We start from the raw sequence: 23,842 nt of genomic DNA on the forward strand, positions 1-23,842 counted from the left end.
GGCAGGAGATGGGTCAGCCTTTGATGGGACCGCTCTGGAAGCCGCGTTTCAGCTTGTAGGGCGTGCCGGTCCCGAGCCACTTGTCGAAGATCCTCGCAGCTTCGCCGGACTTCTCCATGCTTTCCAGCACCCCGTTTACGTGCTTGATCAGAGCCGTCTCGTTCTTGCGCATGCCGATGCCCCAACTCTCGTTCAGCAGCGCCGGCTCCAGGACGTCGATCGGGGCACTGGCCTCGACCTCCGTTTTCCATTTGACGAGCACCAGTTCGGAAGCCACGGCGGCATCGGCCTTTCCCTGCTGCAGCGCGAGAAAGATCGACGGCGGATCCTGGTACGTGATGACCTGGACGTCGGGAATGGCCTTGCGCGCCGCGGCCTCCGAGGTCGAGCCTTTGGCGGTGGCCACCCGCTTGCCCGACAGGTTGTTCACCGCCGCGAATTTGTCTGCTCGCCGGGTGGCGGCCTTGGTCAGGCTCACGTAGTAGCTGTCGCTGAAGGCGATCTGCTCCGCGCGTTCGGCGGTCCAGCCCAAGTTGGCCGCCAGCACGTCGACGCGGCCCTGCTGCAATTCGGGGATGCGCGCAGGAACGGCCACGAGCTTCAGCTCCAGCTTCACACCGAGGCTCCTTGCGATGGCACCGCAGAAATCGACGTCGTACCCTTGGGTCTCCCGTGTCTGGGGATTGGCAAAGCTGAAAGGCTCCGCGATGCCGAGCGTTCCGCACACGAGGGTGCCGCGCTTCTTGATGTCCTCCAACTGGTCGGCGTGGGCCGCCGCGGCGCTCAGAGTGAGGCCGGCGAGCAGGGGTAGGGCGAGCGGCAAGAGCTTAGGCATGGTCGTTTTCCTTGGACAAAGAAGCGGTGGCGGGTTGCAGCAGGCCGATGGCGCGGGCGATCGCGGCGCAGCCCGCCCCGATCTGCTCGGTGGAAGTGGCGAAGGACATCCGCAGGTAGCCGGGCATGCCGTACGAGCTGCCGTCGATGGTGGCGACCTGCGCCTCGTCTAGGAGGTACATCATGACGTCGAGGTCGCTCGCGAGCATCTTGCCTTGCGGCGTACGGGTACCGAGCAGGCCCTCGACACTGGGAAACACATAGAAGGCACCGTCGGGCGACAGGCACCGCAGACCCGGCACCTGGCGCAGCAGCCCGACCATCCTGTCACGCCGCTGCTCGAACACCTCGGATGCGATGTTGACGCAGGTCTGGTCGCCCTGCAGCGCCGTCGATGCCGCGGCCTGTGCCACGCTGCTCGCGCAGCTCGTGCTTTGCGACAGCAGCAGCGCGATCGCCCTGACCAGGGGAAGGGGGCCTGCGCCGTAGCCGATGCGCCAGCCTGTCATGGCATAGGCCTTCGACATCCCGTTCACGATGAGCGTTCGGTCCTGCAGCTCCGGCGCCACCGCAAGGATGGACACATGGCGGGCTTCGCCAAACACGAAGTGCTCATAGATTTCGTCGGTGAGCAGCCAGACATGCGGATGCCGCGCGAGCACTGCGGCCAGCGCTTCGAGTTCCTCGCGCGAATACACCGCGCCGCTCGGGTTGTTGGGCGAATTGAGGATGAGCCAGCGTGTTCGCGGCGTGATTGCCTGTTCGAGGGCCTCGGAGGTGAGCTTGAAGCCCTGTTCCTCGCCGCAGCGCACCACCACGGGCACGGCCCCGTGCAGTGCGACCATGTCGGGATACGACACCCAGTAGGGCGCCGGCACGATCACTTCGTCGCCGGGATTCAGCGTCGCGGCCAGCGCCTCGAAGATGATCTGCTTGGCTCCGCTGCCCACCACGATCTGCTCAGGCGCGTATGCCAGGCCGTTTTCGCGGTCGAACTTCGCGGCGATCGCCTGGCGCAGCGCCGGGGTGCCGGCCGAGGCGGTGTAGCGGGTCTGGCCGCCAAGCAGGGCTTCGATGCCCGCCTGCACGATGTGCGGCGGCGTGGCGAAGTCCGGCTCGCCGATGGTGAAATCGACAACCGGGCGACCGGCGGCGCGAAGGCTGTCGACGCGCTGCTTCGCAGCCATGCTGGCGGACGGCTTGATGGCGTCGAGGCGGTGGGCAAGGAGTTGGGTCATGGTGGCATCCCTCCTTACAGCCCGATGGCCGTCAACCAGCTCTGGGCGACGCGGCCGGTGGCGATCTCCTGCTGGATCGCCGCTTCCTTGGCCGCGCTGAGCCGCGCGGCCTCCAGCAGGCGGGAGGCTTGCGCGGCAGGAAAACTGACAACGCCGTCCTCGTCGCCAACCACGATGTCACCGGGATGCACGACCTGGCCACCCACGGTGACCGGGACGTTGATCGACCCCGGGCCGTTCTTGTAGGGACCGCGGTGCGTGACGCCCCGTGCGTAGCAGGGGAAGTCCCGCTCCCGGAAGGCCGAGCTGTCGCGGATCGCGCCGTCGATGACGAAGCCGGCGCAGCCGCGCTGCAGCGCGTACTGCAGGAGCAACTCGCCGACCAAGGCGTTGTTCAGGTCGCCGCCCCCGTCGACCACCAGCACGTGGCCGGGTTGCATGTCCATCACCGCCTTGTAGATGGCGAAGTTGTCGCCGGGACGCGTCTTGACGGTCACAGCGGTTCCGACGAGCTTGCGGTTCCCATGGAACCGGTGCAGGCCGACGATGCCGGCAAGGCGGGCCAGGTTGTCGCTCAGGTGCGGCGTGACGACGCCGCGGAATGCGTCTACCAGAGCGGAAGGTGCGCGCGGCGGGGCGGGGTGGATGATCAGGTCGGAGACAGGCATGAGGTGAATTCTGGATAGTCGAAACAGCAAATAAAAGCGATATTTCCGATTTAATTAGCATCACTTTTTTTCTAACCCGGAGGGCGGCGCCGATGGTGACTTTCAAGCAGCTGGAGGCGATCTACTGGGTGGTGCGACTGGGCGGCTTTTCGGGTGCGTCGCAGAAGTTGCACACGACCCAGTCGGCCGTGTCGAAGCGCGTGCAGGAACTCGAGGCGCTCTTCCATGCGCCGCTGTTCGATCGTTCGTTGCGCACGGCGCGCCTGACATCCAAGGGCGAGGAAGTCTTCGCCCTGGCCGACCGCCTGCTGCAGGGGCGCGAAGAGCTGATGCGAGGCGCGCTCGAGTCCGGCGAGCCCGAGCGGCGCTTGCGTATCGGCGTGACCGAGGTGACGGCCATGACTTGGCTGCCGCGCTTCGTGGAGCGCATTTACCAAGCCCATCCCGGCGTCATCATCGATCCCGAGGTGGACACCGGCTCTCGGCTGCGCGACAAGCTGCTGGCCAGTGAGATCGACCTGATGATCGTCGCCGACACGTTCCGGGAAGAACGCTTCAAGGTGTCGCCCGTCGGCAAGCTTCGGTTGCGCTGGATGTGCAAGCCCGGACTGGTGGCCCACGGGGGCAAGCCGCTGAAAGTGCAGGCGATGGCGGACTACCGCATCCTGACGCAAGGCCCGCAGTCCGGCACCGGCATCCTGTTCCATGACTGGTTCCAGTCGCACGGGCTCAAGGCGGCAGACCTGGTGGTGAGCAACAGCCTGATCGCGCTGATCGGGCTCACCGTCTCCGGCTTCGGCGTGAGCTACCTTCCGCCCGCCGCCGTGCAGAACCTCGTGGGGCAGGGATTGCTGGAGGTACTGCAAGTGCGCCCCGCGCTGCCCGATGCGCCCTACGCTGCGGTGATCCGGCGCGACCAGCGGAGTTCACTGATGGCCTCGGTGGTCCGGCTGGCACAGGAGACCTGCGATTTCACCCGCCTCTACCAGACGGCAACGGCAGTCGGTCGTCGGTCCAGTCTCAGCTAAGAGGGCAACCTAAGGCCGTATGCATGGACCACGACATTTCAGATGGCACTTCCTGGTGTCAGGCTCAGTATGCTGCCCGGTCGCACGCGGGGCAGGCGGGTCGGAAGAGACCTGACTGCCCTGGACCTGCGGCGCGAACCGGTGTCTCTCCTTTTCATCGCGAGGGCAACGGGTCCGTGCAGGCCACCGTCCGTGGCCCCGGCGTGACGGCATCCCTGCCATCCAATTGATATGCGGAACTGCTAGATGCCGTGGTTCCTTCTCGTTGGTCCGCATCTGCGGCGCCTACAAGCCGCTGAAGCGCTCTCTGACATGGCGCCACCGCATTTCGCCCTAAGTTGAGTGTCGGTCGATTTTCAAGTTCCAGGAATTCATACAACCATGAGCGAGGTCGCCGAACTTTTCGCCCGCGAGTTTCCCGTGTGGCACATGGTGGTGCGCGGCACGCTCGTGTACTGGTTTCTGCTTCTCGTGTTTCGCTTCGTGTTGCGGCGCGACATCGGCTCGATGGGCGTGGCCGATCTGCTTTTCGTGGTGCTGGTCGCCGATGCATCGAGCAATGCGATGCAGGGTGAATACAAGTCCCTCGACGACGGCTTCGTGTTGCTCGCCACCCTGGTTGCGTGGAACTTTGCGCTCGACTGGCTCAGCTTTCATTTCGAGCCCGTTGCGCGCTTCCTGGAGCCTCGCCCCGAGGTGCTCATTCGAAATGGCCGCCTGAACCGACGCGCGCTCAGGCGCGAAATGATCACGACGGACGAGCTGAGGGGCAAGCTGCGAGAGCAAGGTGTGGCTGATTTCTCGGAGGTGCGCGTCGCGCGACTGGAGAGCGACGGGACACTCAGTGTGTTCAAGAAAGAGAAGAGCGAGCAAGCCTCCGACCACCACCAGCCACCCGAGACCTCCAAGCCGCCAGCCCAATGATGACGACGCCGATGCAGTTCATCGACTGGCTCTTCGGCGAAGGGTCGGAACTCGCAGCCTGGCAGATGGGCGCACGGGCGCTGGTGGTCTTCTTCCTCGCGCTCGCGATGATCCGCGCATCGGGGCGCCGCTCGTTCGGGCAGCAGAGTCCGTTCGACACCTGCATCACGGTGCTGCTCGGCGCGGTACTGAGCCGCGCGGTGGTCGGTGCCTCTCCTTTCTGGAGCACCATGGCGGCCGGCGTTGCGCTCGTCGTCACCCACCGACTGGTCGCCCTGGCCAGCATGCGTTGGCAAGGCTTCGAAGACCTGGTCAACGGTCACGAAATCACGCTGGTGCGCGACGGCCGGATGGACGAGGACGCCATGCGTCACGCACTGGTGTCCCGCAAGGACCTCGACGAGGCCCTGCGCCAGCAGGCCGGCGGCGTGCGGCTGGACGAGGTGGAACGCGCAGTGCTCGAACGCGACGGCAAGCTGAGCATCGTCAGGCGGCGGTCCTGACAGCCCCTCTTTTGTCTGCCTGCTCCTTCTTTCTCCGCTGGCGCGTAGTGCCATGAATGTCGCGGCAGTCTGGTACTTCGCCGTGAACCGGCCGCGGGAGGCGGCGGCCGGACACACGGAAAGGAGGGTGAACTCGGCAAACGAAGACGCTCAAGAGTTCTGGCAGCTGTAGCTGTCCGCCGAATTCACGTCGCCGCTGCCCTTGTATTTCGGAAAGGTCGGGTACCTGCACAGGGGGCGCGCGAGTACCGGCGTCTTGGTCGTCGAATCCAGCTTCGTCGCCACGATGTTTTGCATGGAGGGCTTGGCGCCACCCTCTCGCCACTTCGCGACCGCGTCCACCAGGTCGACGGTGTCAGGACCGACACCGCCGGCGCAATGCTGAACGCCCGGCTGGAGGAAGAATTCCATCGAGGCATCCCGCGTGGATGCGCCGCCGAGCGTGGTCGCTACGTCGTTGAAGTACTTGATCGAGCCCTTGTAGCTGATGGCCCAGTCGTTCGTTCCATGGGCGAGGATCATCTTGCCGCCCTGGCCGAAGAAGGAGCGAAGGTCCGGCGTCGCATCGAGCGTGGTGGCCGCGAGCCGCAGCCCCGCGGAATAGAACTCCGGATCGAAGCCCAGCACGTCGAAGGCCGGATCGCCCGTGACCCAGTACTTCACGAGGCCGCTCCCGAACTGGAACTGGAGGCCGGTGCCGCCGATGGCGGAGCCTGTCACCCACAGGGGCCAGCCTTGGTCTTCGCCGCCAGGTCCCCAGCCGGGGTAGACGGTTGTCCCGTCCTTGCGCTTGAGTTCGGAGTAGATCGTGTTGGCAGTCGCGATCTGCGCGTCGGTCAGGCATGTGTCGGCATCGCCTGCGGTGCAGCGCAACGCCACCGGGTTGAACGTGCAGGTTTCCTGGTTGCTCACGATGCCGTCGGACACACCGTCCAGGGCGTCGCACTGCGTGGTGACGGCCTTGCCGATGAGCGAGACCTTCGCATCGTTCAATTGCCCGCCCGGCGCGGCGAGCGCCTTTCCGTTCGCCACAAAGGCCTGGAACAACTCGGTGAAGGAGTAGGCCGGCGCACGCACGACGATGCCGTCGAAGTCGTTCGGGAAGCGCGTGGCCTGGATCAATGCCTCCCTGCCGCCGTTGGAGCAGCCCTCGAAATAGCTGAACTCGGCATCCGAGCCATAGCGCTTGCGAACGATCTCCTTGGTGACCTCATGGACCGAATGGATCGAGAGATAGCCGAAGTCCGCCTGGGCCGTGGGATTGTTCAGGAAGGCCGAAGCGTCCAGGGCGTTTCCCTGGCGCCCGCCATCCGAGGCCACGAGTACGTAACCCGCAGTTGCGCCGCTTGGCGAGACGGGCGTGATGTTGATGCTGCCGTCCCAACCGCCGCCGCCCGCATACAGGAGCTTGTTGTTCCACACGGTGGGCAGATGCACTTCGAAATTGAGCGTGCCATGAAGGGTGCCCGTGACCTTGCAGAACTCCGCGGCTCCTGCTGCCGCCGGAACGAGCGTCGCCTCTTTGAGCGCTGCGCCAGCAAGCGAAGCGCCGGCGAAGATCGCGCACGTCTCCTGCGTTGTCGCAACCGGTGCCGGTTGCGGTGGCGGTGTTTGCGTTGGCGCCGGCGCCGGGAACAGCACCGGCCAGTTGCCTGCGCCGTCACCTCCGCCGCCGCAGGCGGTCAGCAGGATGGGAATGCTCAGCAGCGCGTAGCCTGCCATCGAGAGAGGGTTTCTCATGATTTGTCTCCTGTTCGTACTGCCACATAAACTCAGACGACTCAGGCCATCGCCTGCGCAGCGCATGCTAGGCACTAAGGCCGGGGAAGAAAGTCTTTCCGATGACAAATCACGCGCAGACCATCTCGATGTTGCGAGCGGCTGCTTGGGCTGGCGGTCTGACGCGCGAGCAACTCCAGCGTGTCGAACTGGAGACGCAGGACCGCTTCTATTCGGCCGGTGAGATCGTCTGCCACAAATCAAGCGCGGCGACGCACTGGATCGGAATCGTCGAAGGGATGGTCAAAGTGGACGTCCTGTCGGCGGATGGCCGAAGCACCACATTGACCGGGGTCACCAATGGCGGCTGGCTCGGGGAAGGTTCCGTGCTCAAGGGGGAGCTGCGTCCCTACGGCGTTGTCGCGCTGCGCGACACCCGCATTGCGTTGATGCCGAGCCAGACCTTTCACTACCTGGTCGCCAACAGCTTGAGCTTTTGCCATTTCATGATCGATCAGCTCAACGCAAGGCTCGGTCAATTCATTGCGCTGGCCGAGAGCTACCGGATGCACGACATCAGTTCGCGCGTGGCAGGCTGCCTGGCCGAACTCTTCAATCCTCAGCTCAACCCCCGGACCCAACGAGTCCTGCACATATCGCAGGAGGAGATCGGCCGGCTGGCCGGAATTTCCCGCCAGGTTGCCCATCGCGCCCTGCACGAGTTGGAGGAAGCAGGGCTGCTTCACATCCGCTACGGAAGCATCGACGTCTTGAACGTCGATGGCCTGCGTGTGTACGCGCGCGAGCACTCGGAGTGAGGGCCTCGTGCCATTCGGTGGCCGCCCAAGACCTCGTGCCTTCGGGTCAGGACGTCATCGAACCGGAGGCGTCAGAAGCACTCCAGGTAGCGTCGTGCGGCGAGGCGCTGCCGCGCCTTCTTTCGATGTCACCCAGTCGAGCTACCTCGACTTCGAGCATGCGAATGCGCGATTCCAAGTCCGCGACACAGGACTCGTCCATGCCTTCAAGCGCCAGCATCAATTTCCGCCAGAAACCTGGCGCGGGTTTTTCCGTAGCACCGCGGTCATCGCTCATTTGGATCTCCCCAGTTCAAGTGCGCACGAAGGGCGTACACGGACGGCACCTGTCTATCGGCTTGCAACCGCGTCGGTTCCGATTGGTTGCCAGCCACCCCCCAATGCCTTGAAGGCGGTGACCGCGGCGCGTGCCGACTCGGTCTGCGCCTGTGCTCGCGCGTCGGAAGCGCGCAGCAGGTTTTCGTCTGCCTGCAGCACCTCGATCAGGCTGACGACGCCTTTCTGGTAGGCGGCGAATGACGCGCCTCGCGCGCGGCCGAGCGAGTCGACGCCCTGCGCAAGAACGCTGGCTTGTTCCTCGCGCTTGACCAGGGTCGAGAAAGCGTTTTCCACGTCTTCTGTAGCGCGCAGCACGGCCAGCCGATACGCGGCCAGCAGTTCGGCATCCTGGCCCTTGGCGAGATCGATCTGCGCGTTGATGCGGCCAAAGTCGAACAGGCGCCAGCGCAGGCCCAGCACGCCGGCGGCCTGGCTTGCGCCGCTGGTGAACAGGTTGCCGCCGGACACCGACGTCGCGCTGCCGATCAGGCCGCTCAGGGAAAGCTTGGGGTAGTACTCGGCAATGGCGACACCGATGCGTGCATTCGATGCGGCGAGGCGGCGTTCGGCCGCGATCAGGTCTGGCCGCCGCCTGAGCAAGTCGCCCGGCGTTCCCGCGTCCGCGATCTGCGGGGCGACGGGGATGGCGCCCGGGTCGGCCAATTCCGCCCGATGTGTGCCCGGGGGCGAGCCCAGCATCACATCCAGCGCATTCATCGCCGCGTCCAGCCCAGCCTCGAGCGCCGGGACGGATGCCTGGACCTGGGCCAGCGCGCCTTCGGCCTGCCGCACCTGGAGTTCGGCCGCCAACCCCTTGCCGTACAGAAGATGGACCTTGGACATCAACTCCTGCTGCGTGAGCACCTGCCGGCGCGCCACGTCCAGCCGGGTCTGCAGTCCGCGGATGCTGATGTAGATGTCGGCGGTCTGCGCCGCCACGGTCAACCTCGTGGCGGCCGCGCCTGCTTCCGAAGCCTGGTACTCGGCAAGTGCCGCTTCGCGGCCACGGCGCAGGCCGCCGAAAACGTCCACTTCCCAGCTTGCACCGAGATTTGCTTCGTAGGCACTGCCGTGGCGGTCGAAGCCGGGCCTCGAGTTCAAGACCTGTCCCAGCGGCGTTTCAACGGACTGATAGGCCCGGGCGGCTTGCCCACTGAGGTTTCCGGAAGGCAGCAAAGCGGCATTCGCCGCGCCCAGCCCGGCGCGTGCTTGATCGATGCGCGCGGACGCCTGCACAAGATCGAGGTTCTGCGCCAGCGCAAGCGTGACGAACCGAGCCAGCTGCGGGTCGCCGAAACCAGTCCACCACGCGTTTCGGTCGACGCTGGTGGAAGCAGGTCGTGCATCGACGGCCGCCTGGCCGAGGTACTGCGGCGGCAGGGGCGTCTCGGGGCGGACATAGTCGGGGCCGACTGCGCAACCTGCGACGAGGCCGGCAGCGAAGAGCGGGACAAGAATGTGCTGGAGCATGGGCTTCTTTCGGAAAGAAGGGGGAAGAAAACGTCAGATCGATGTGACTATAATTCAAAATGGTCACTCGTTGTTGATTTCCCTTGCTCGCGGTAAGCTGTCTGCCATGAGCAATGCAACTCTTTCCCCGGCTGTGGCGCGCGGCCCCGCCGATCACGATGTGCGGGACCAGATTGTTGCCGCGGCCACCGAGCACTTCGGCCGGTATGGCTACGAGAAGACGACCGTCTCCGACCTCGCCAAGGCCATCGGATTTTCTAAGGCCTACATCTACAAGTTCTTCGAGTCCAAGCAGGCGATCGGCGAGATGATCTGCGCGAACTGCCTGCGCGAGATCGAGGCCGAGGTCCGGGCGGCGGTCGATGTCGCCGACCGCCCGCCCGAGAAACTGCGCCGGATGTTCAAGTCGGTGGTCGAGTCGACCCTTCGACTGTTCTCCGAGGATCGCAAGCTTTATGAAATCGCGATGTCGGCCGCCAGCGAGCGCTGGCAGACCGTGGTCGTCTATGAGGAGCGCATTCGGCAATTGCTCCAGGACATCCTGCGCGAAGGCCGGGAAATGGGTGAGTTCGAGCGCAAGACGCCGCTGGACGAGGCGGCGGGGGCTATCTACCTCGTCATGCACCCCTACATCAATCCGCTGCTCCTGCAGTACAGCTTCGATCACGCGGCCCAGGCGCCGGTGCAACTGTCCAGCCTCGTGCTGCGCAGCCTTTCGCCATGAACTAAATTTGTTTGTGACCATTGACTGAAATAGTCACTAGTCTCAGAATGCGGGTCCTGATCACTTCGTCACTGGGACCCTCATGCTTTGGCGCCGCCTTGCCACCTCTGCAGTCATCTGCGCATTGCCGTTCGCGCTGGTCGCTTGCGGCGAAAAATCGCCGTCCGATCCGCGCACCCAGGCGCCGCAGGTGCGCATCGCCACCGTCCAAGGGGCTGGTGTCACATCGCGCGCCTTCACCGGCACCGTAGCCGCCCGGGTCCAGAGTGACTTGGGATTCCGGGTTTCCGGCAAGGTGCTGGACCGGCTGGTGGACGCGGGGCAGGCCGTCAAGCGCGGCCAATTGCTCATGCGCATCGATCCTGCCGATCTGAAGCTCGCAGCCCATGCGCAGCTGGAGGCGGTCGCCGCCGCGCGGGCGCGCTCGCAGCAGACGGCGGAGGATGAAGCCCGCTACCGCGATCTGCGCGGCACCGGTGCAATCTCGGCATCGGCCTACGACCAGATCAAGGCGGCCGCGGATGCCGCCAAAGCCCAACTCAGCGCGGCCGAGGCTCAGGCCGACGTGGCCCGCAACGCGAGTCGCTATGCCGAGCTCGTGGCGGACGGCGATGGCGTTGTCATGGAAACGCTGGCCGAACCCGGCCAGGTCGTGAGCGCGGGGCAGGTCGTGGTGCGCGTGGCCCGCGCCGGTCCGCGCGAAGCCGTTGTCCAGCTGCCGGAAACCCTGCGCCCGGCGGTCGGTTCCGCCGGACAGGCCACGCTTTTCGGCAAGGAGGGTGCGACCGTGCCGACCACGCTGCGGCAGCTCTCGGAGGCCGCGGATCGGCAGACGCGCACCTTCGAGGCGCGCTATGTGCTCAAGGGTGACCTTGCCCATGCGCCGCTCGGCGCCACGGTCACCATCCGGGTTCCGGACGGGCTTTCCTCTGCGCAAGGGAGCGTACAGGTGCCGATCGGCGCCCTGTTCGATGCTGGCAAGGGACCAGGCGTGTGGGTCATCGGCGGCGAGCCGGCCAAGGTCAACTGGCGGTCGGTCGTGGTCGAGCACCTGGATGACGACGGCGCACGCATCGCCGCCGGCCAACTCAAGCAAGGCGACAGGATCGTCGCGCTCGGCGCCCACCTGTTGCACGAGGGCGAGCAGGTGCGGGTGGCAGACCAGGTCGTTGCCGTTGATGCGGCAAAGCCGGGAGTGCGTCCGTGAGCGCGTCGGTGAGCGAAGGTCGATTCAACCTGTCGGCGCTCGCTGTGCGCGAGCGCTCCATCACCCTGTTCCTGATCTGCCTGATCTCGCTGGCGGGTCTTGTTGCGTTCTTCAAGCTGGGCCGGGCGGAAGATCCCGCCTTCACCGTCAAGGTGATGACCATCATCACCGCATGGCCCGGCGCCACCGCGCAGGAGATGCAGGACCAGGTCGCGGAGAAACTCGAGAAGCGCCTGCAGGAGCTGCGCTACTACGACCGCACCGAGACCTACACCAGGCCCGGGCTGGCCTTCACGACCCTGACCCTGCTCGACAGCACGCCACCTTCGCAGGTGCAGGAGCAGTTCTACCAGGCCCGCAAGAAACTCGGCGACGAGGCGGGAACCCTTCCAGCCGGTGTGATCGGGCCGATGATCAACGACGAATACGCGGACGTCACCTTTGCGCTGTACGCGCTCAAGGCCAAGGGCGAAGCGCCGCGCCTGCTGGTGCGCGACGCCGAGACGTTGCGTCAGCGCCTCCTGCATGTGCCAGGCGTCAAGAAGGTCAACATCGCCGGCGAGCAATCCGAACGCATCTATGTTGAGTTCTCGCACGAGCGCCTGGCAACCTTGGGCATTGGTCCGCAGGACGTGTTCGGTGCGCTCAATGGCCAGAATGCCCTGACGCCGGCGGGCTCCGTCGAAACCAAGGGCCCCCAGGTGTTCATCCGCCTGGACGGCTCTTTCGATGAACTGCAGAAGATCCGGGACACGCCGGTTGTGGCGCAGGGCCGCACCCTGAAGCTGTCGGACATCGCCACGGTCAAGCGCGGCTATGAAGACCCGGCGACCTTCATGATCCGCAACGGTGGCGAGCCGACCCTGCTGCTGGGCGTCGTCATGCGAGAAGGCTGGAACGGCCTTGACCTGGGCAAGGCGCTGGACCACGAGGTCGCAGCGATCAATGCCGAGCAGCCGTTGGGCATGAGCCTGGCCAAGGTCACGGACCAGGCCGTCAACATCGCCGCCTCGGTCGACGAGTTCATGGTCAAGTTCTTCGCCGCACTGCTGGTGGTGATGCTCGTGAGTTTCCTGAGCATGGGTTGGCGCGCGGGCCTGGTGGTTGCCGCCGCCGTGCCGCTGACATTGGCGATTGTCTTCGTGGTGATGGCCGCGACCGGCAAGAACTTCGATCGCATCACGCTCGGGTCGCTGATCCTTGCGCTGGGCCTGCTGGTGGACGACGCGATCATCGCCATCGAGATGATGGTGGTGAAGATGGAAGAGGGCTACAGCCGCGTCGCAGCCTCGGCGTACGCCTGGAGCCATACCGCGGCGCCGATGCTTTCGGGCACGCTGGTCACGGCCGTCGGCTTCATGCCCAATGGCTTCGCGCCATCGACCGCGGGCGAGTACACCAGCAACATGTTCTGGATCGTCGGCATCGCGCTGATCGCGTCCTGGGTCGTCGCGGTGGTGTTCACTCCCTACCTGGGCGTCAAGCTGCTGCCCGACTTCAAGAAGGTCGAAGGTGGCCATGCCGCGATCTACGACACGCCGCGCTACAACCGCCTGCGCGGGGTGCTGGGGCGCGTCATTGCGCGCAAGTGGCTGGTCGCCGGTGCGGTGGTCGGCCTTTTCGTGGCGGCGATTCTTGGCATGGGGCTGGTCAAGAAACAGTTCTTCCCGATCTCCGATCGCCCAGAGGTGCTGGTCGAGGTGCAGATGCCCTATGGCACGTCGATCGCGCAGACCAGCGATGCCGCTGCGAAGGTGGAGGCCTGGCTGGCCAAGCAAGAGGAGGCCCATATCGTCACGGCCTACATCGGGCAGGGCGCGCCGCGCTTCTTCTTCGCGATGGGGCCGGAGCTTCCCGATCCGTCGTTCGCCAAGATCGTGGTTCGCACGGCCAGCCAGGAAGAGCGTGAGGCTTTGAAGCACCGGCTGCGCCAAGCGATCACCGATGGGCTGGCTTCCGAGGCGCGGGTGCGCGTCACCCAACTCGTGTTCGGCCCGTATTCGCCGTTCCCAGTCGCGTACCGGGTCACGGGGCCGGATCCGCAGAGGTTGCGCGAGATTGCGGCCGAGGTCCAGCAGGTCATGGATGCGAGTCCGATGATGCGCACGGTCAACTCCGACTGGGGTACGCGCACGCCCACACTGCACTTCACCTTGCACCAGGACCGGTTGCAGGCCGTGGGGCTGACCTCCACCGCGGTGGCGCAGCAATTGCAGTTCTTCCTGAGCGGCGTGCCGGTCACCACCGTGCGCGAGGACATTCGCACGGTGCAGGTTGTGGCGCGTTCGGCTGGCGTCACCCGCCTCGACCCTGCGCGAATTGCGGACTTCACGCTGTCCGGTGCCAACGGGCAACGCATCCCGCTGTCGCAGGTGGGTGAGGTCGACATACGCATGGAAGAACCCGTCATGCGCCGGCGCGACCGCATGCCTACGATCACCGTACACGGCGACATCGCCGATGGCCTGCAGCCGCCGGACGTATCGACGGCCATCACCCATCAGCTGCAGCCCCTCGTCGACAAGCTGCCGGGCGGCTATCGCATCGATCAGGCCGGCTCCATCGAGGAATCGGAAAAAGCAACCAAGGCCATGTTGCCGCTGTTCCCGATCATGCTGGCGGCCACACTGCTACTCATCATCTTCCAGGTGCGCTCCATCTCGGCGATGGTGATGGTCTTCCTGACGAGTCCGCTGGGCCTGATCGGCGTGGTGCCGACGCTGATTCTTTTCCAGGCACCGTTCGGCATCAATGCGCTGGTCGGCCTTGTGGCGCTGTCGGGCATCCTGATGCGCAACACGCTGATCCTGATCGGGCAGATCCACCATAACCAGCAGGAGGGGCTCGACCCGTTCCATTCGGTCGTCGAAGCCACCGTGCAGCGTGCGCGGCCGGTGATCCTGACGGCGCTGGCCGCGATCCTGGCCTTCATCCCCTTGACCCATTCGGTGTTTTGGGGAGCGCTCGCCTACACGCTGATCGGTGGCACCTTGGCGGGCACGGTTCTGACCCTGGTGTTTCTGCCGGCCATGTATTCCATCTGGTTCAGGATCAGGCCGGGCGACGGCAACCCCGCGTCGCATTGACACCGCACTTCACCAATTCATTCAGATCGAAGGAAAGCATCATGTCGGTTTCATCGGTTGTCGTCGTGACCGGCGCGTCGTCGGGCATCGGACGCGTCGCTGCGGAAATCTTTGCCGCGCGAGGCTGCCGGGTCTTCGGCACCGCGCGCGACCTGCGCAAGGCGCCCGCGTTGCCCGGCGTCGAGTTCGTCGAGATGGATGTCCGGGAAGAGGACTCGGTGCGGGCCGGTATCGAATCCATCATTGCCAGGGCCCTGCGCATCGACGTGCTGGTCAATAACGCGGGGATGATGATGATCGGCGCGGTCGAGGAGACCGCGACGACCGAGGCCGCAGCGCTGTTCGACACCAACGTCCTGGGCATGCTCCGCACGACACGTGCAGTGCTCCCGTATATGCGCGAGCAGCGTCGCGGGCGAATCGTCAATGTCAGCTCGGTGTTCGGTGTACTGCCGGCGCCGTACATGGGAATGTATGCGGCCACCAAGCATGCAGTCGAAGGGCTGTCGGAGTCGCTGGACCACGAGGTGCGGCAGTTCGGCATTCGCGCGACGCTGGTGCAGCCGGCGTTCACCCGGACCAACCTTGACGCCAACGCGCCCCGTGCGAACTCGCCGATCGCGGACTACGACCGCGAACGCAACCTGGTCGAGCGTTCCGTGGCCGACAGCGTCGGCAGTGCGCCTGGGCCGCAGAGCGTGGCAAATACCATCGTTGAAGCGGCACTGGGGCCCTGGCGCATGCGTTGCACGCCACCGGGGCAGGCGTCCATCCTGACGAAACTGCGCCGCTTCATGCCCGCAGGGCCTGTCGATGCGAGCCTGCGGAAGAAACTCGGCCTCACCTGAAGAGTCCGTCTTGTGGTTCGCACAGCCGGGAGAAACCCTTGGATAGCCTGGATCTCTTGAGAGCCTTCAGCGAAGTCGCAGGCTCCGGCAGCTTCTCCCGCGCCGCGAGTCAGCTGAAGCTGTCCAGAGGAACCGTCAGCAAGTACATCGCGACGCTGGAAAGTCGCTTCGGTGTCCGTTTGCTGAACCGCACCAGCCACGCTGTCAGTCTGACGGACGCCGGCGTGTTGCTGCTCGAAAGAAGCAAGCCAATGCTGGAGCTGGTGGAGGAAACTCAAGCAGAACTCCAGAATCGGGCGTTGACTCCCCGAGGACGGCTGCGCATTTCCGCGCCGCATGGCATAGACCAGACGCAGCTTCCAGCGCTCATCAATACCTTCCTGGGTCACTATCCGGAAGTCAGCATCGATATGGTCCTCACCAACCGGATCGTAGACCTGGCGGAGGACGGCATTGACATCGCACTTCGGTTTGCGCCGACGGCCAATGAGAACCTCATTGTTCGAAAACTGCTTGCGATGGACTTGAGCGTTTGTGCGGCGCCAATGTACTGGGCAGCGCACGGCATGCCAGTTCACCCCAGCGAACTTGCGGGTCACAACGCGCTGGTCAGTACACATCTGAACCCTCAACCAAAGTGGCGTTTCGAAGTGGGCGGTGCTCCATTGGATGTTCCCGTGAGCGGACGCCTCAATGCAACGGAGGCGGCTCCGCTGATCCAGGCCGCGCTATTGGGGGCGGGGGTTCTCTACTTGCCTACGGCGATGCTGGCGCCTTACATCGAGAGCGGACGGCTGGTGCCGGTGTTGTCGGACTTCGTTCGCAGCGACATGTGGTTGTCGGCTGTCTACTTGCAGAGGCGGCACAGTACGGCCGTACAGCGCGCCTTCCTGAGTTTTCTTGAGGGCCGGATCAAGGCTCTCAAGAATGCTCGCGGTGCTTGAGCGAGAGCGGCCGACCTGCTCGACATGCCAGGCGAAGAGGGACGAGGTTTCCTCTTTGAAAACGCGGCGTTGCTGTGTGCTCGTACTCAGACGGTAAACAAGCACCAGAAAATTGCGTTCCCCGGACGACAACTTTCAGATCGATGAAAGTTTGAGTCGAGGAAGTACTGGCCGACAATTTTCAAGGACCCCCATGAAGAAGTTTCAAATTGCTCAGAGCGCGATTCTTGCGCTCATGTTTGCGTCAACTGCCCAGGCGGAGGTTTACGACGGCGTACTCCAGAGCTCTGGCGTTCGCTCTCGGACGGAAGTCGATGCAGAGGCAGCAGCCGTTGCGCAAAAGGAAGACCCTTATCGGGAGGCTGCATCCAGCGGAGTCATAGCGCCGCTCGGGTATTCGAAGTCCCGAGATACCGTCAATGCCGAAGCAGTCAAAGAGGCGCATTCGGCAAATCAGAATCTCACCGGAAAGGCCTACTACAGAGACGCTATTCCCTCCCAGTATGTGAATCAGCCGCGGCAAGTCAATGCTGCAAAGTGAACGCTCGATGGCGCCGATGTCGTAGGCATCAAGATGCCCACGGAGACAGGCGTGGACCTCATCGGTGCCATCAAGTACGGGGCATTCATCGAGCGGGTGATGGCCACCGCGCTTTTGCCGGCACGCGAGATGGACGCATGGCTGTGAGCCAACAGGGCCCGCTGCTCGGCGCCAGAGCGTGAGCCGGCGGCCGGGGCGCAGGGACAGCTACGCACAAAGTTGCTCGAGTTCGATACCCAGCAAGGAGGTTGATTGGATCGTCAGTGCGGTACGCACCCCGATGACGACCTGAAACGCCTTCAGAGGTGCTGAGCCAAACTCGAGGCATGAGCGATATACCCCTGCAGCGAGGGGCTGAACGAGTTCCTTCAAGAACAGCGGCATGGGAACGACTTCATCGGCAAATCGGCCACACGACGAACAACGTCTTGCCCGTTCAGCTGCAGAGTATGGCAGTGTCATTTGGGGACGCAGCCAGAAGTAGTCTGGGTCGGCCGGTAGTGCAACAAAATCCCCTCTCGTGGCGCCCTCCTCTTGGAGCACCTTGCGCAGGTGCGCCGAGACCAGGAGATAGCCGTCATGAGTAGCCGTGATATCTCTGCGGCGCTTCTTCACGCGAAACCCGGGATTGATGTAGTCGGATTCCAGCTTACCGCCGCATCCCGGGCACGTGGCCGGATGCGGTTGCCCCATGCTCCCGAAACGCCACTCGCTACTCTGAGGATCGGGCTTGTACTGTTGATTTCCATGGAATCCTGACCCGGCGGGGGTGCGGATAAAAACTTGGACTGGTTTATGCCGCGAGTCCAAGGCTCACCCGGTATTCGATGGGGCTGGGAGAGCCAAGAGAGATCTTGATCCGCTTCTCGTTGTACCAGCAGATGTCCGAGTCGAGCGTCTCGACGAATTGCTCAATGGTGGCGTTCTTCCAGTCTTGAGGATAGAACAGCTCGTTCTTCAGCCGACCGAAGAAGCCTTCGCAAGCTGCGTTGTCAGGTGAGCATGCCTTGCGAGACATCGAGCGGGTGAACTTCGCGTCGCTCATTCTTGATAGCCAGCCCGGCCAGCGGTAGTGGCCTCCTCGGTCGGAGTGGACCACGGGCCGATCGGCTGTGTCCGCCACCGTCTCGATGGCTGCATCCAGCATCGTGTTGACCAACTCAGCGTCCGGACTGGTCCCAATGGTCCAGCTGACGACCATTCCATCGAAGCAGTCGATGATGGGCGAGAGGTACACCTTGCCAGCCGGGATCTGGAACTCCGTGATGTCCGTGAGCCATTTCTCATTGGGGACCGCGGCCTGGAAGTCGCGGTTGATGAGGTTCTCAGGCGCTGGGCTGATCTCGCCAAGGTATGACGCATACCTGCGCTTCCTGGGCTTCGGAACAACCAGGCTTTCCTGCTTCATCAACCGCTGCACCACCTTTTCGGAGATCGCGACGGCCTGCCTGGTCAGCGATGCCTTCAGCCTGCGGTAGCCATAGCAGCGGTGGTTCGACTCAAAGATGTCGGTAATGGATTGCCGCACCTCCAGGTACTTGTCGCCCATCGCTGCACGGGCCCGATGATAGAAGTACGAGCTGCGCGCAAGACCCAACTGTGCAAGGAGCTCTGGCAGGCCATAGTGCTCCCTGAGGGCGTCAATCAGCAGTGTCTTCTCCCGGTTGGACAGGAGCTGCAGGTCGACGCCCAGGCCTTTTTTTAACAGTTCGTTGGCCTTGTTCAAGATGTCCTGCTCGAGGCGAAGTTGCTTGACTTCGCGGCGCAGCGCCTCGACCTGGCGCTCGAGTTCGTCGCGCTCTTGCGAGGACGGAGATTGATTGGTGCGTTTCATGGATGCGGGTGCCTCACGTCCTAGAAGTTGGTTCTTCCAGTTGTACAGCGTTGGCCGGCACACGCCGAACTTTTCGGCGACGGCCTGCACACTTTCCTCGCGCGTGCAAAGCTCCATGACTCCAGCTTGCATCAGCTTCCCGGAATACCTTCGTCGCCCCGTGCTGCCGACGATAGCCCTTCTAGCCTCAGGTAGGGCCTCGCGAATCCAGGCGGTTAGCGTCCCTCTACACGGGTAGCCCAGTGCCCTCATGGTGGCAGCAATGCAGCGGTCGTGGGCGAGGTAGTGATCGACCGCTGCGTCTTTCTGTTCCTGCGAGAACTTGGGTCTGCGGCCCGCATAGCCCATTGGCAAGTCGAGCTTCTGCTGGTATTCGTTGTACCAGCCCTTCAGAGAATTCTTCGTTGGATAACCCAGCTGACGGATCGTGGGTCTGACGCGTTTGCCAAACTTGATATAGAGCTCAACCGCTCGAATTCGATCTTCGTAGGAATACATGAACTACCTCCTGGTAGTCCAAGTTTTCGTCCGCACCCCCCTTCTGGATGGAAATCAACAGTTACTCCCTTCGAAAAGGTGAAGCGGCTAGTGATTGAGCCTTTTCCCACATCGTGGACTCGACGGCTATTTCCTCTCGGACGTCTTTTCGGGTGCCTGGCAAACGCGTGCCAGGCTGGGCAAGAATCGCATCCTGTAATCTTCCTAGGTTGACCCAGAACTGGTCACCAGCGATTGCCGTTGGATCCAGCAACAGACAGAAGACCCCTAAACCATGTGGTGAGCCTGAATCCACATGCAGGCTCTTCGTTTCCAATGACATCGCTGAATTCGTGAAGAACGACGCCAGAACCTCGGCCATCAATCCGATCCCGAAGCCCCTGCTTCCTCCCGACGATAGAAGGGCGCCTGCAAGGGCTTCAGCCGCATCGACCGTGGGCGTCCCATCGCGCGTCACAGCCCAACCGGGCGGGATGGGGTGTCCCCGCTGAGCGGCTTGGCGCACATGGCGCAAGTTGGCTGCGCTCGTACATTGGTCAAACTGAAACGCGATCCCACCCTTCCCATCCGGAACCGACATTGCGATGGGGTTGGTCCCGAGGATTGGCTTGGCGCCGTCAGGCGCAGCCACGCTCGCCGAGGCGTTGGTGAACGCGATGCCAATGAAGCCATGCTCTGCAATTCTTTCGGGAAAATACCCCAGGGCTGCACAGGTGTAGGCCCTGCTGATAGCCAGCACCGCGACACCCAGCGCTTCGACGCAACTCAATGCATCGGACAGGCCAAGACTAAAAGCGGGTTGTGCGAATCCGTTTGCCGCATTGACTTGAATCAGGCCCGTTTTGGCGAGAGACTTGGTCGGCACAGCCTGCCCGTCCACCCGGCCACAAAGAAGTTGGCGACAGTCGATTTCGAGATGTCCGAGGCCGCAATGCGGATTGCCGCGCTGCTGTGCTCGCCTCAGGGCCTTGGCGACTTCCCTGGACGCGACCTCGGAAGCGCCGTGGCATTGAAGCGCAGCAGCCGCAACCGCCTCGAACTCTTGGATGGAAACAGTCGTCGTGTGCATGAAACCAGATGGGCAGGTTTGAGAGGACGCCCGATGGATCGGGAGCAATCGCAGTTCTCTTACGCGATGCCCGCGCTCGGGACGATGCGTGCATCCCGGCCGCCGTTGATCAGTCGAACTTGATGTTCGCGGTTTGAATCACTTTCGACCAGCGCTTGATATCGTCCGTAATGAATGCACTCATGGCCTCAGGAGTGCCGGGTGCAGCCTCCAGGCCAGCAGTAAACAACTTCGCCTGGACTTCAGGATCCCGCAGCGTTTGGTTGAGGGCGCGATTCAAAAAGGCAGCAACCGGGGCGGGCGTCGGTGCAGCCGCCATGATCCCGAACCAGCTTTGATAGCTGAAGCCAGGCAGCCCGGACTCGGCTACTGTCGGAACATCAGGAAGCGCTTTGCTGCGTGCGGGAGAGCCGACGGCGATTGCACGGATCTTTCCGGCCTTGATGAGAGGAAGAGCACTCGCATCGGCAAAGGTCAGGTCGACTTCCCCACGAATGAGGCTGGGCACGATGAGCGGGGTTCCCTGAAACGGAACGTGCAGCAATTCGATGCCGGCCATCTGCTTGAGCATCTCCGCGGCCAAGTGCTGCGAGTTACCCACGCCCCCTGATGCAATGACCAGCTTGCCGGGCCTGGCCTTTGCCATTTCGATCAAGGTCGCGACGTCCTTGATCGGTGATCCGGCGCCGGTCACGAGTACGGGGACCATGTACGCCCCCATCGAAACAGGCTGCAGGTCCTTGGTCGGATTGAAGCTCAGCTTTCTGTTGGAGGCCGCCAGAATCGTAGTTGAAGGTGAGGCGACCAGCAACGTATAGCCGTCGGCAGGAGCGTGTGCCACGATCTCCGTCCCGATGATGCCGGTGGCTCCGGGGCGGTTCTCGACAATCAACGGCTTCCCGACGACGGTCGTCATTCGATCCGCGACCACCCGCGCGAAGACATCTGGGGCACTGCCGGGCACAAATGGCACGATGATCCGGATGGGTTTGGAGGGAAACGCGTCTTGTGCGTAGGCCAGGCCGAAGAACTGCGATGCGATCACGAGAAATCCTGCCTCAAGGATGGTTCGACGGTTCATGGTGTCACTCCAGGCTGTACGTGCGACATTTGGGTTGCGATCTGCTGCACAGCGATCTGTGCCGTCTCCAGCACCTGCTCCTGGGCCTCGCTGTTGACGGGAACATCTTCCCAGTCGAGCGTCGATTTATCGATGTCCTTCAGACCGGATGCCGTAGCGAGACAAACAACCAAATCGTCGGCTGCAATGGTCCCTTCGTCCCGCAACTGGCGCACCGCGGCAAACGGCATGACGCTCGCGAGCTCGAAACAAAGGCCCTCAAGCGAACCAATGAGTTCCTGCAGTTCGACCAATCCGTCGTTGCCTACCTGGATCGCGATGCCGTCCGTTTGCTTCAGCGTCAAGAGTGCCTGGTACGCGCTTTGTGCCCCGCCGACAGAAGAGGCCAGCGTGGCGCTTTCGATGGGAGCTGCTTCGACTCGATCTGCGCGGGACGCAATCGCTCGCCCAAGAGAGCCGTATGCCTCGGCCGCGATGAAGCGGGGAACACGCTTCACGGCGCCGGCCCGCTCGAGATCCAAGAAGCCTTGGTGAATTCCGGCCAACGCGTCCCCATAGCAAACCGGCAAGGCGATCCAGTCAGGAGCGCGACCCAAGTCTTCAAAGATCTCGTAGGCGATAGTCTTGTATCCCTCGATGCCGAAGGGTGTACTACCGACAACGGGAGAGGAATACGGGGAGGTTATGAACCACCCGTACCGCTTCGCAGCCTCGGCAAGAAGGGGCCAGCGCATCGCTTTGTCTTCCATCAATATCAGATGGGCGCCCAACTTGCGGATCTGGGCCACCATCGGGCCAGAGGCCCCTTTCATGGAAGCCACGACGCATGGCATGCCGGCGCGGGCGGCATAGGCGGCCAAAGATGCGCCGGCGTTTCCGGACGATGCGGTGGCAACAGCCGGTGCTCCCCGCTGTTTTGCATAGGAGACGGCGACCGCACTCAGCCTATCTTTGTATGAATGAGTGGGATTGCGAGACTCGTCCTTGACGTGGAGATTTCGGATACCAAGATACTTGCCCAACCTGCCGGCTTCGTGAAGCGGTGTCTCACCCTCGCCAAGCGTGACCAGTTGATCCTGTTGCACGGGTAGCATGGCACTGAAGCGACCCATCCCCCGTTTCGCAGAACTAGATTCCCGGAAGTTCCAATGACCGATGTCCCCTGTGCGGTACTCGACGCGAAGGTTGCTCGCAAGGCCTTCGTGGCATCTTGCGCATCCAGGGCCTTGATAGTCCAGTGCGTGGTGGGTGCCGCAGCGCAGGCATCGAAGCGAGGCGGGCGTGCTCATGCGAGCACCTTCAGGTCGCCATCTTCCTCGTGCAACAGCTCGACCCCGTCCTTGCGAACGACCACTGTGTTCTCGACTTGGAGGCCGCACCACCCGAACTCGTAGTACGGGGTTTCCACGCACATGACCATTCCCTCCTCGATGATCTGGTCATTGCTAGGGATGAGATCCGGCATGTCGTAGCCGTCCAAGCCAATGCCGTGACCGACGTGGCTTCTCGAGTAGTGCGGAATGCCCGATCTCCGCGTCGCATCCATGGCAACTTCGTAGACCTTGGAGGCTTGTACGCCGGGGCGAATTGCTTCAAAGGCTGCAAGCACGCCGTTGTGAAGCGCCTTGTGATATGCCCGGATCTTCTTGCTCGGCTCCCCGAGCACGGCGATGCGGGCCAGATCAGCGCGATAGTGGCGGTAACGTCCGCCGGCGTCGAATCGGATGACGTCACCCATCCTGAGCTCGGCTTCCGATGGATAGACATTCGGCATTGCGGACCGGGAGCCGAAACCGAGGCAACCCAGAACCGGAGTCGCATCGCCTTCGACCGTGGTCGCATGAAACACGCGCGCCATCTCAAGTTCGGTGATACCTGGGCGTGCTAGTTGTAGCGCAGCATCGACGGATTGCTCTGTGATGGTGGCGATTCTGCGGAGTCGCTCGATTTCCTGTGACGTCTTGACGGCACGGATCTCCCTGAACAGTTTCATTGCAGGCACGAGCTTCGCGTCGGGCAACTGCTGCTGAAGTCGTTCCCAGTGGCCGGGCATCAGTCCGAGTTCGTCGATTGCCAGAGTCGCCTTGTCGAGGCCTTCGGCTTGCAGCGCCTTCACCAGCGCGCTGATGGCCTCTTTCTCGTCTGGCTGCCCGAACAGATCGAGAAGCCGGGAATCGGATCGACCAAGCTGATCTTCGCCTCGATCGACATGGAAGAAGCCGTAGCGTGAGACATTCCTGACCCAAACATCCTCTTGATCGACAAACTGGTCCAGCAAGGAAGTAGGAGCGATGATGCGGGAGGCCTCCAGGTTCTGAACTGGCAGGAGCACATGCACTTGAGGGCCTCTTCGAATCCACTGGGAAAGCGCCCAGTAGCCGCTGGCATAAGTGACGTTCTCCGGGGAGGTCGCTACAAAGGCGTCGATGCCGTTTCTCTTTGCGATATCGACAAGGCGTTGCTGATTCAAGAGGGTGTTTTTCATGGCTT

General features: G+C 63.2%; 21 protein-coding genes. 10 read left to right on the plus strand and 11 right to left on the minus strand.

Translation table 11 applies throughout. The features are described 5' to 3' along the window. Positions 1–13: 13 nt before the first annotated feature. Genes EJP69_RS19880 through EJP69_RS19890 form a run of 3 tightly spaced genes read right to left on the minus strand, consistent with a single transcriptional unit; the run spans position 14 to position 2,740 of the window. Positions 14–835, minus strand: coding sequence for an ABC transporter substrate-binding protein (locus EJP69_RS19880; protein ID WP_126472213.1), 822 nt, complete (start codon positions 833–835; stop codon positions 14–16). Then, positions 828–2,072: an aminotransferase class I/II-fold pyridoxal phosphate-dependent enzyme gene (locus tag EJP69_RS19885; protein WP_126472214.1), complete on the minus strand. Its 1,245-nt coding sequence runs from the start codon at positions 2,070–2,072 to the stop codon at positions 828–830. The genes EJP69_RS19880 and EJP69_RS19885 overlap by 8 nt, the downstream gene beginning before the upstream one ends. 14 nt (positions 2,073–2,086) lie before the next feature. Further along, positions 2,087–2,740, minus strand: coding sequence for an RraA family protein (locus EJP69_RS19890; RefSeq protein ID WP_126472215.1), 654 nt, complete (start codon positions 2,738–2,740; stop codon positions 2,087–2,089). A gap of 92 nt (positions 2,741–2,832) precedes the next feature. On the opposite strand from EJP69_RS19890, the gene EJP69_RS19895 reads away from it, so the two are divergent. The 3 genes from EJP69_RS19895 to EJP69_RS19905 all read left to right on the plus strand — a co-directional run bounded on the left by EJP69_RS19895 (position 2,833) and on the right by EJP69_RS19905 (position 5,195). After that, positions 2,833–3,768, plus strand: coding sequence for a LysR family transcriptional regulator (locus tag EJP69_RS19895; RefSeq protein ID WP_206169361.1), 936 nt, complete (start codon positions 2,833–2,835; stop codon positions 3,766–3,768). A 381-nt stretch (positions 3,769–4,149) separates the two neighbouring features. Further along, positions 4,150–4,692 carry a DUF421 domain-containing protein gene (locus EJP69_RS19900; RefSeq protein WP_126472216.1) on the plus strand — a complete coding sequence of 181 codons (543 nt, stop codon included), beginning with the start codon at positions 4,150–4,152 and terminating at the stop codon, positions 4,690–4,692. Then, complete coding sequence (locus EJP69_RS19905; RefSeq protein WP_420824226.1) at positions 4,689–5,195, plus strand: DUF421 domain-containing protein; 507 nt, start codon at positions 4,689–4,691, stop codon at positions 5,193–5,195. Before EJP69_RS19900 ends, EJP69_RS19905 begins: the two co-directional genes overlap by 4 nt. A gap of 150 nt (positions 5,196–5,345) precedes the next feature. Here the strand turns inward: EJP69_RS19905 and EJP69_RS19910 are convergent, their stop codons facing one another. Further along, the gene (locus EJP69_RS19910) at positions 5,346–6,935 is read right to left on the minus strand and encodes a tannase/feruloyl esterase family alpha/beta hydrolase (RefSeq protein ID WP_170217185.1); all 1,590 of its coding nucleotides are present in this window, start codon (positions 6,933–6,935) and stop codon (positions 5,346–5,348) included. Positions 6,936–7,036: 101 nt separating this feature from the next. Between EJP69_RS19910 and EJP69_RS19915 the strand changes: the two genes are divergently transcribed. Further along, a complete protein-coding gene (locus EJP69_RS19915) occupies positions 7,037–7,732 on the plus strand; it encodes a Crp/Fnr family transcriptional regulator (protein ID WP_126472218.1) in 696 nt (231 codons plus the stop codon). Positions 7,733–7,778: 46 nt separating this feature from the next. On the opposite strand, the gene EJP69_RS19920 is transcribed toward EJP69_RS19915, so the two are convergent. Both EJP69_RS19920 and EJP69_RS19925 read right to left on the minus strand, forming a co-directional pair. After that, positions 7,779–8,009, minus strand: a complete 231-nt coding sequence (locus tag EJP69_RS19920; RefSeq protein WP_126472219.1) for a hypothetical protein — start codon at positions 8,007–8,009, stop codon at positions 7,779–7,781. A 53-nt stretch (positions 8,010–8,062) separates the two neighbouring features. After that, positions 8,063–9,520, minus strand: coding sequence for an efflux transporter outer membrane subunit (locus EJP69_RS19925; RefSeq protein ID WP_126472220.1), 1,458 nt, complete (start codon positions 9,518–9,520; stop codon positions 8,063–8,065). A gap of 106 nt (positions 9,521–9,626) precedes the next feature. On the opposite strand from EJP69_RS19925, the gene EJP69_RS19930 reads away from it, so the two are divergent. The 6 genes from EJP69_RS19930 (at position 9,627) to EJP69_RS19955 (ending at position 16,870) form a co-directional block, all read left to right on the plus strand. After that, on the plus strand, positions 9,627–10,244 hold the full coding sequence (locus EJP69_RS19930) for a TetR/AcrR family transcriptional regulator (protein ID WP_126472221.1): 618 nt from the start codon (positions 9,627–9,629) through the stop codon (positions 10,242–10,244). A gap of 82 nt (positions 10,245–10,326) precedes the next feature. After that, positions 10,327–11,451 carry an efflux RND transporter periplasmic adaptor subunit gene (locus tag EJP69_RS19935; RefSeq protein ID WP_126472222.1) on the plus strand — a complete coding sequence of 375 codons (1,125 nt, stop codon included), beginning with the start codon at positions 10,327–10,329 and terminating at the stop codon, positions 11,449–11,451. 8 nt (positions 11,452–11,459) lie between these two features. Next, a complete protein-coding gene (locus tag EJP69_RS19940) occupies positions 11,460–14,537 on the plus strand; it encodes an efflux RND transporter permease subunit (RefSeq protein ID WP_126472337.1) in 3,078 nt (1,025 codons plus the stop codon). A 41-nt stretch (positions 14,538–14,578) separates the two neighbouring features. Next, positions 14,579–15,385: an oxidoreductase gene (locus EJP69_RS19945; RefSeq protein ID WP_126472223.1), complete on the plus strand. Its 807-nt coding sequence runs from the start codon at positions 14,579–14,581 to the stop codon at positions 15,383–15,385. Positions 15,386–15,423: 38 nt separating this feature from the next. Then, positions 15,424–16,329 (plus strand): LysR family transcriptional regulator, encoded by a 906-nt coding sequence (locus tag EJP69_RS19950; RefSeq protein ID WP_126472224.1) that lies wholly within the window; start codon positions 15,424–15,426, stop codon positions 16,327–16,329. Between the two features lie 193 nt (positions 16,330–16,522). After that, positions 16,523–16,870 carry an alpha/beta hydrolase gene (locus tag EJP69_RS19955; RefSeq protein ID WP_126472225.1) on the plus strand — a complete coding sequence of 116 codons (348 nt, stop codon included), beginning with the start codon at positions 16,523–16,525 and terminating at the stop codon, positions 16,868–16,870. A 793-nt stretch (positions 16,871–17,663) separates the two neighbouring features. Here EJP69_RS19955 and EJP69_RS19960 read toward each other — a convergent pair. The 5 genes from EJP69_RS19960 to EJP69_RS19980 form a co-directional block, all read right to left on the minus strand. Next, complete coding sequence (locus EJP69_RS19960; RefSeq protein WP_126472226.1) at positions 17,664–19,202, minus strand: IS3 family transposase; 1,539 nt, start codon at positions 19,200–19,202, stop codon at positions 17,664–17,666. Positions 19,203–19,263: 61 nt separating this feature from the next. Then, a complete protein-coding gene (locus EJP69_RS19965; protein WP_126472227.1) occupies positions 19,264–20,271 on the minus strand; it encodes an Ldh family oxidoreductase in 1,008 nt (335 codons plus the stop codon). A gap of 109 nt (positions 20,272–20,380) precedes the next feature. After that, the gene (locus EJP69_RS19970; RefSeq protein WP_126472228.1) at positions 20,381–21,352 is read right to left on the minus strand and encodes a Bug family tripartite tricarboxylate transporter substrate binding protein; all 972 of its coding nucleotides are present in this window, start codon (positions 21,350–21,352) and stop codon (positions 20,381–20,383) included. Further along, positions 21,349–22,641: a pyridoxal-phosphate dependent enzyme gene (locus tag EJP69_RS19975; RefSeq protein ID WP_126472229.1), complete on the minus strand. Its 1,293-nt coding sequence runs from the start codon at positions 22,639–22,641 to the stop codon at positions 21,349–21,351. Before EJP69_RS19975 ends, EJP69_RS19970 begins: the two co-directional genes overlap by 4 nt. Further along, positions 22,638–23,837 (minus strand): M24 family metallopeptidase, encoded by a 1,200-nt coding sequence (locus tag EJP69_RS19980; protein ID WP_126472230.1) that lies wholly within the window; start codon positions 23,835–23,837, stop codon positions 22,638–22,640. Before EJP69_RS19980 ends, EJP69_RS19975 begins: the two co-directional genes overlap by 4 nt. Between the last annotated feature and the right edge of the window lie 5 nt (positions 23,838–23,842).

This window comes from Variovorax gossypii (assembly GCF_003965815.1).
Taxonomy (GTDB): domain Bacteria; phylum Pseudomonadota; class Gammaproteobacteria; order Burkholderiales; family Burkholderiaceae_C; genus Variovorax; species Variovorax gossypii.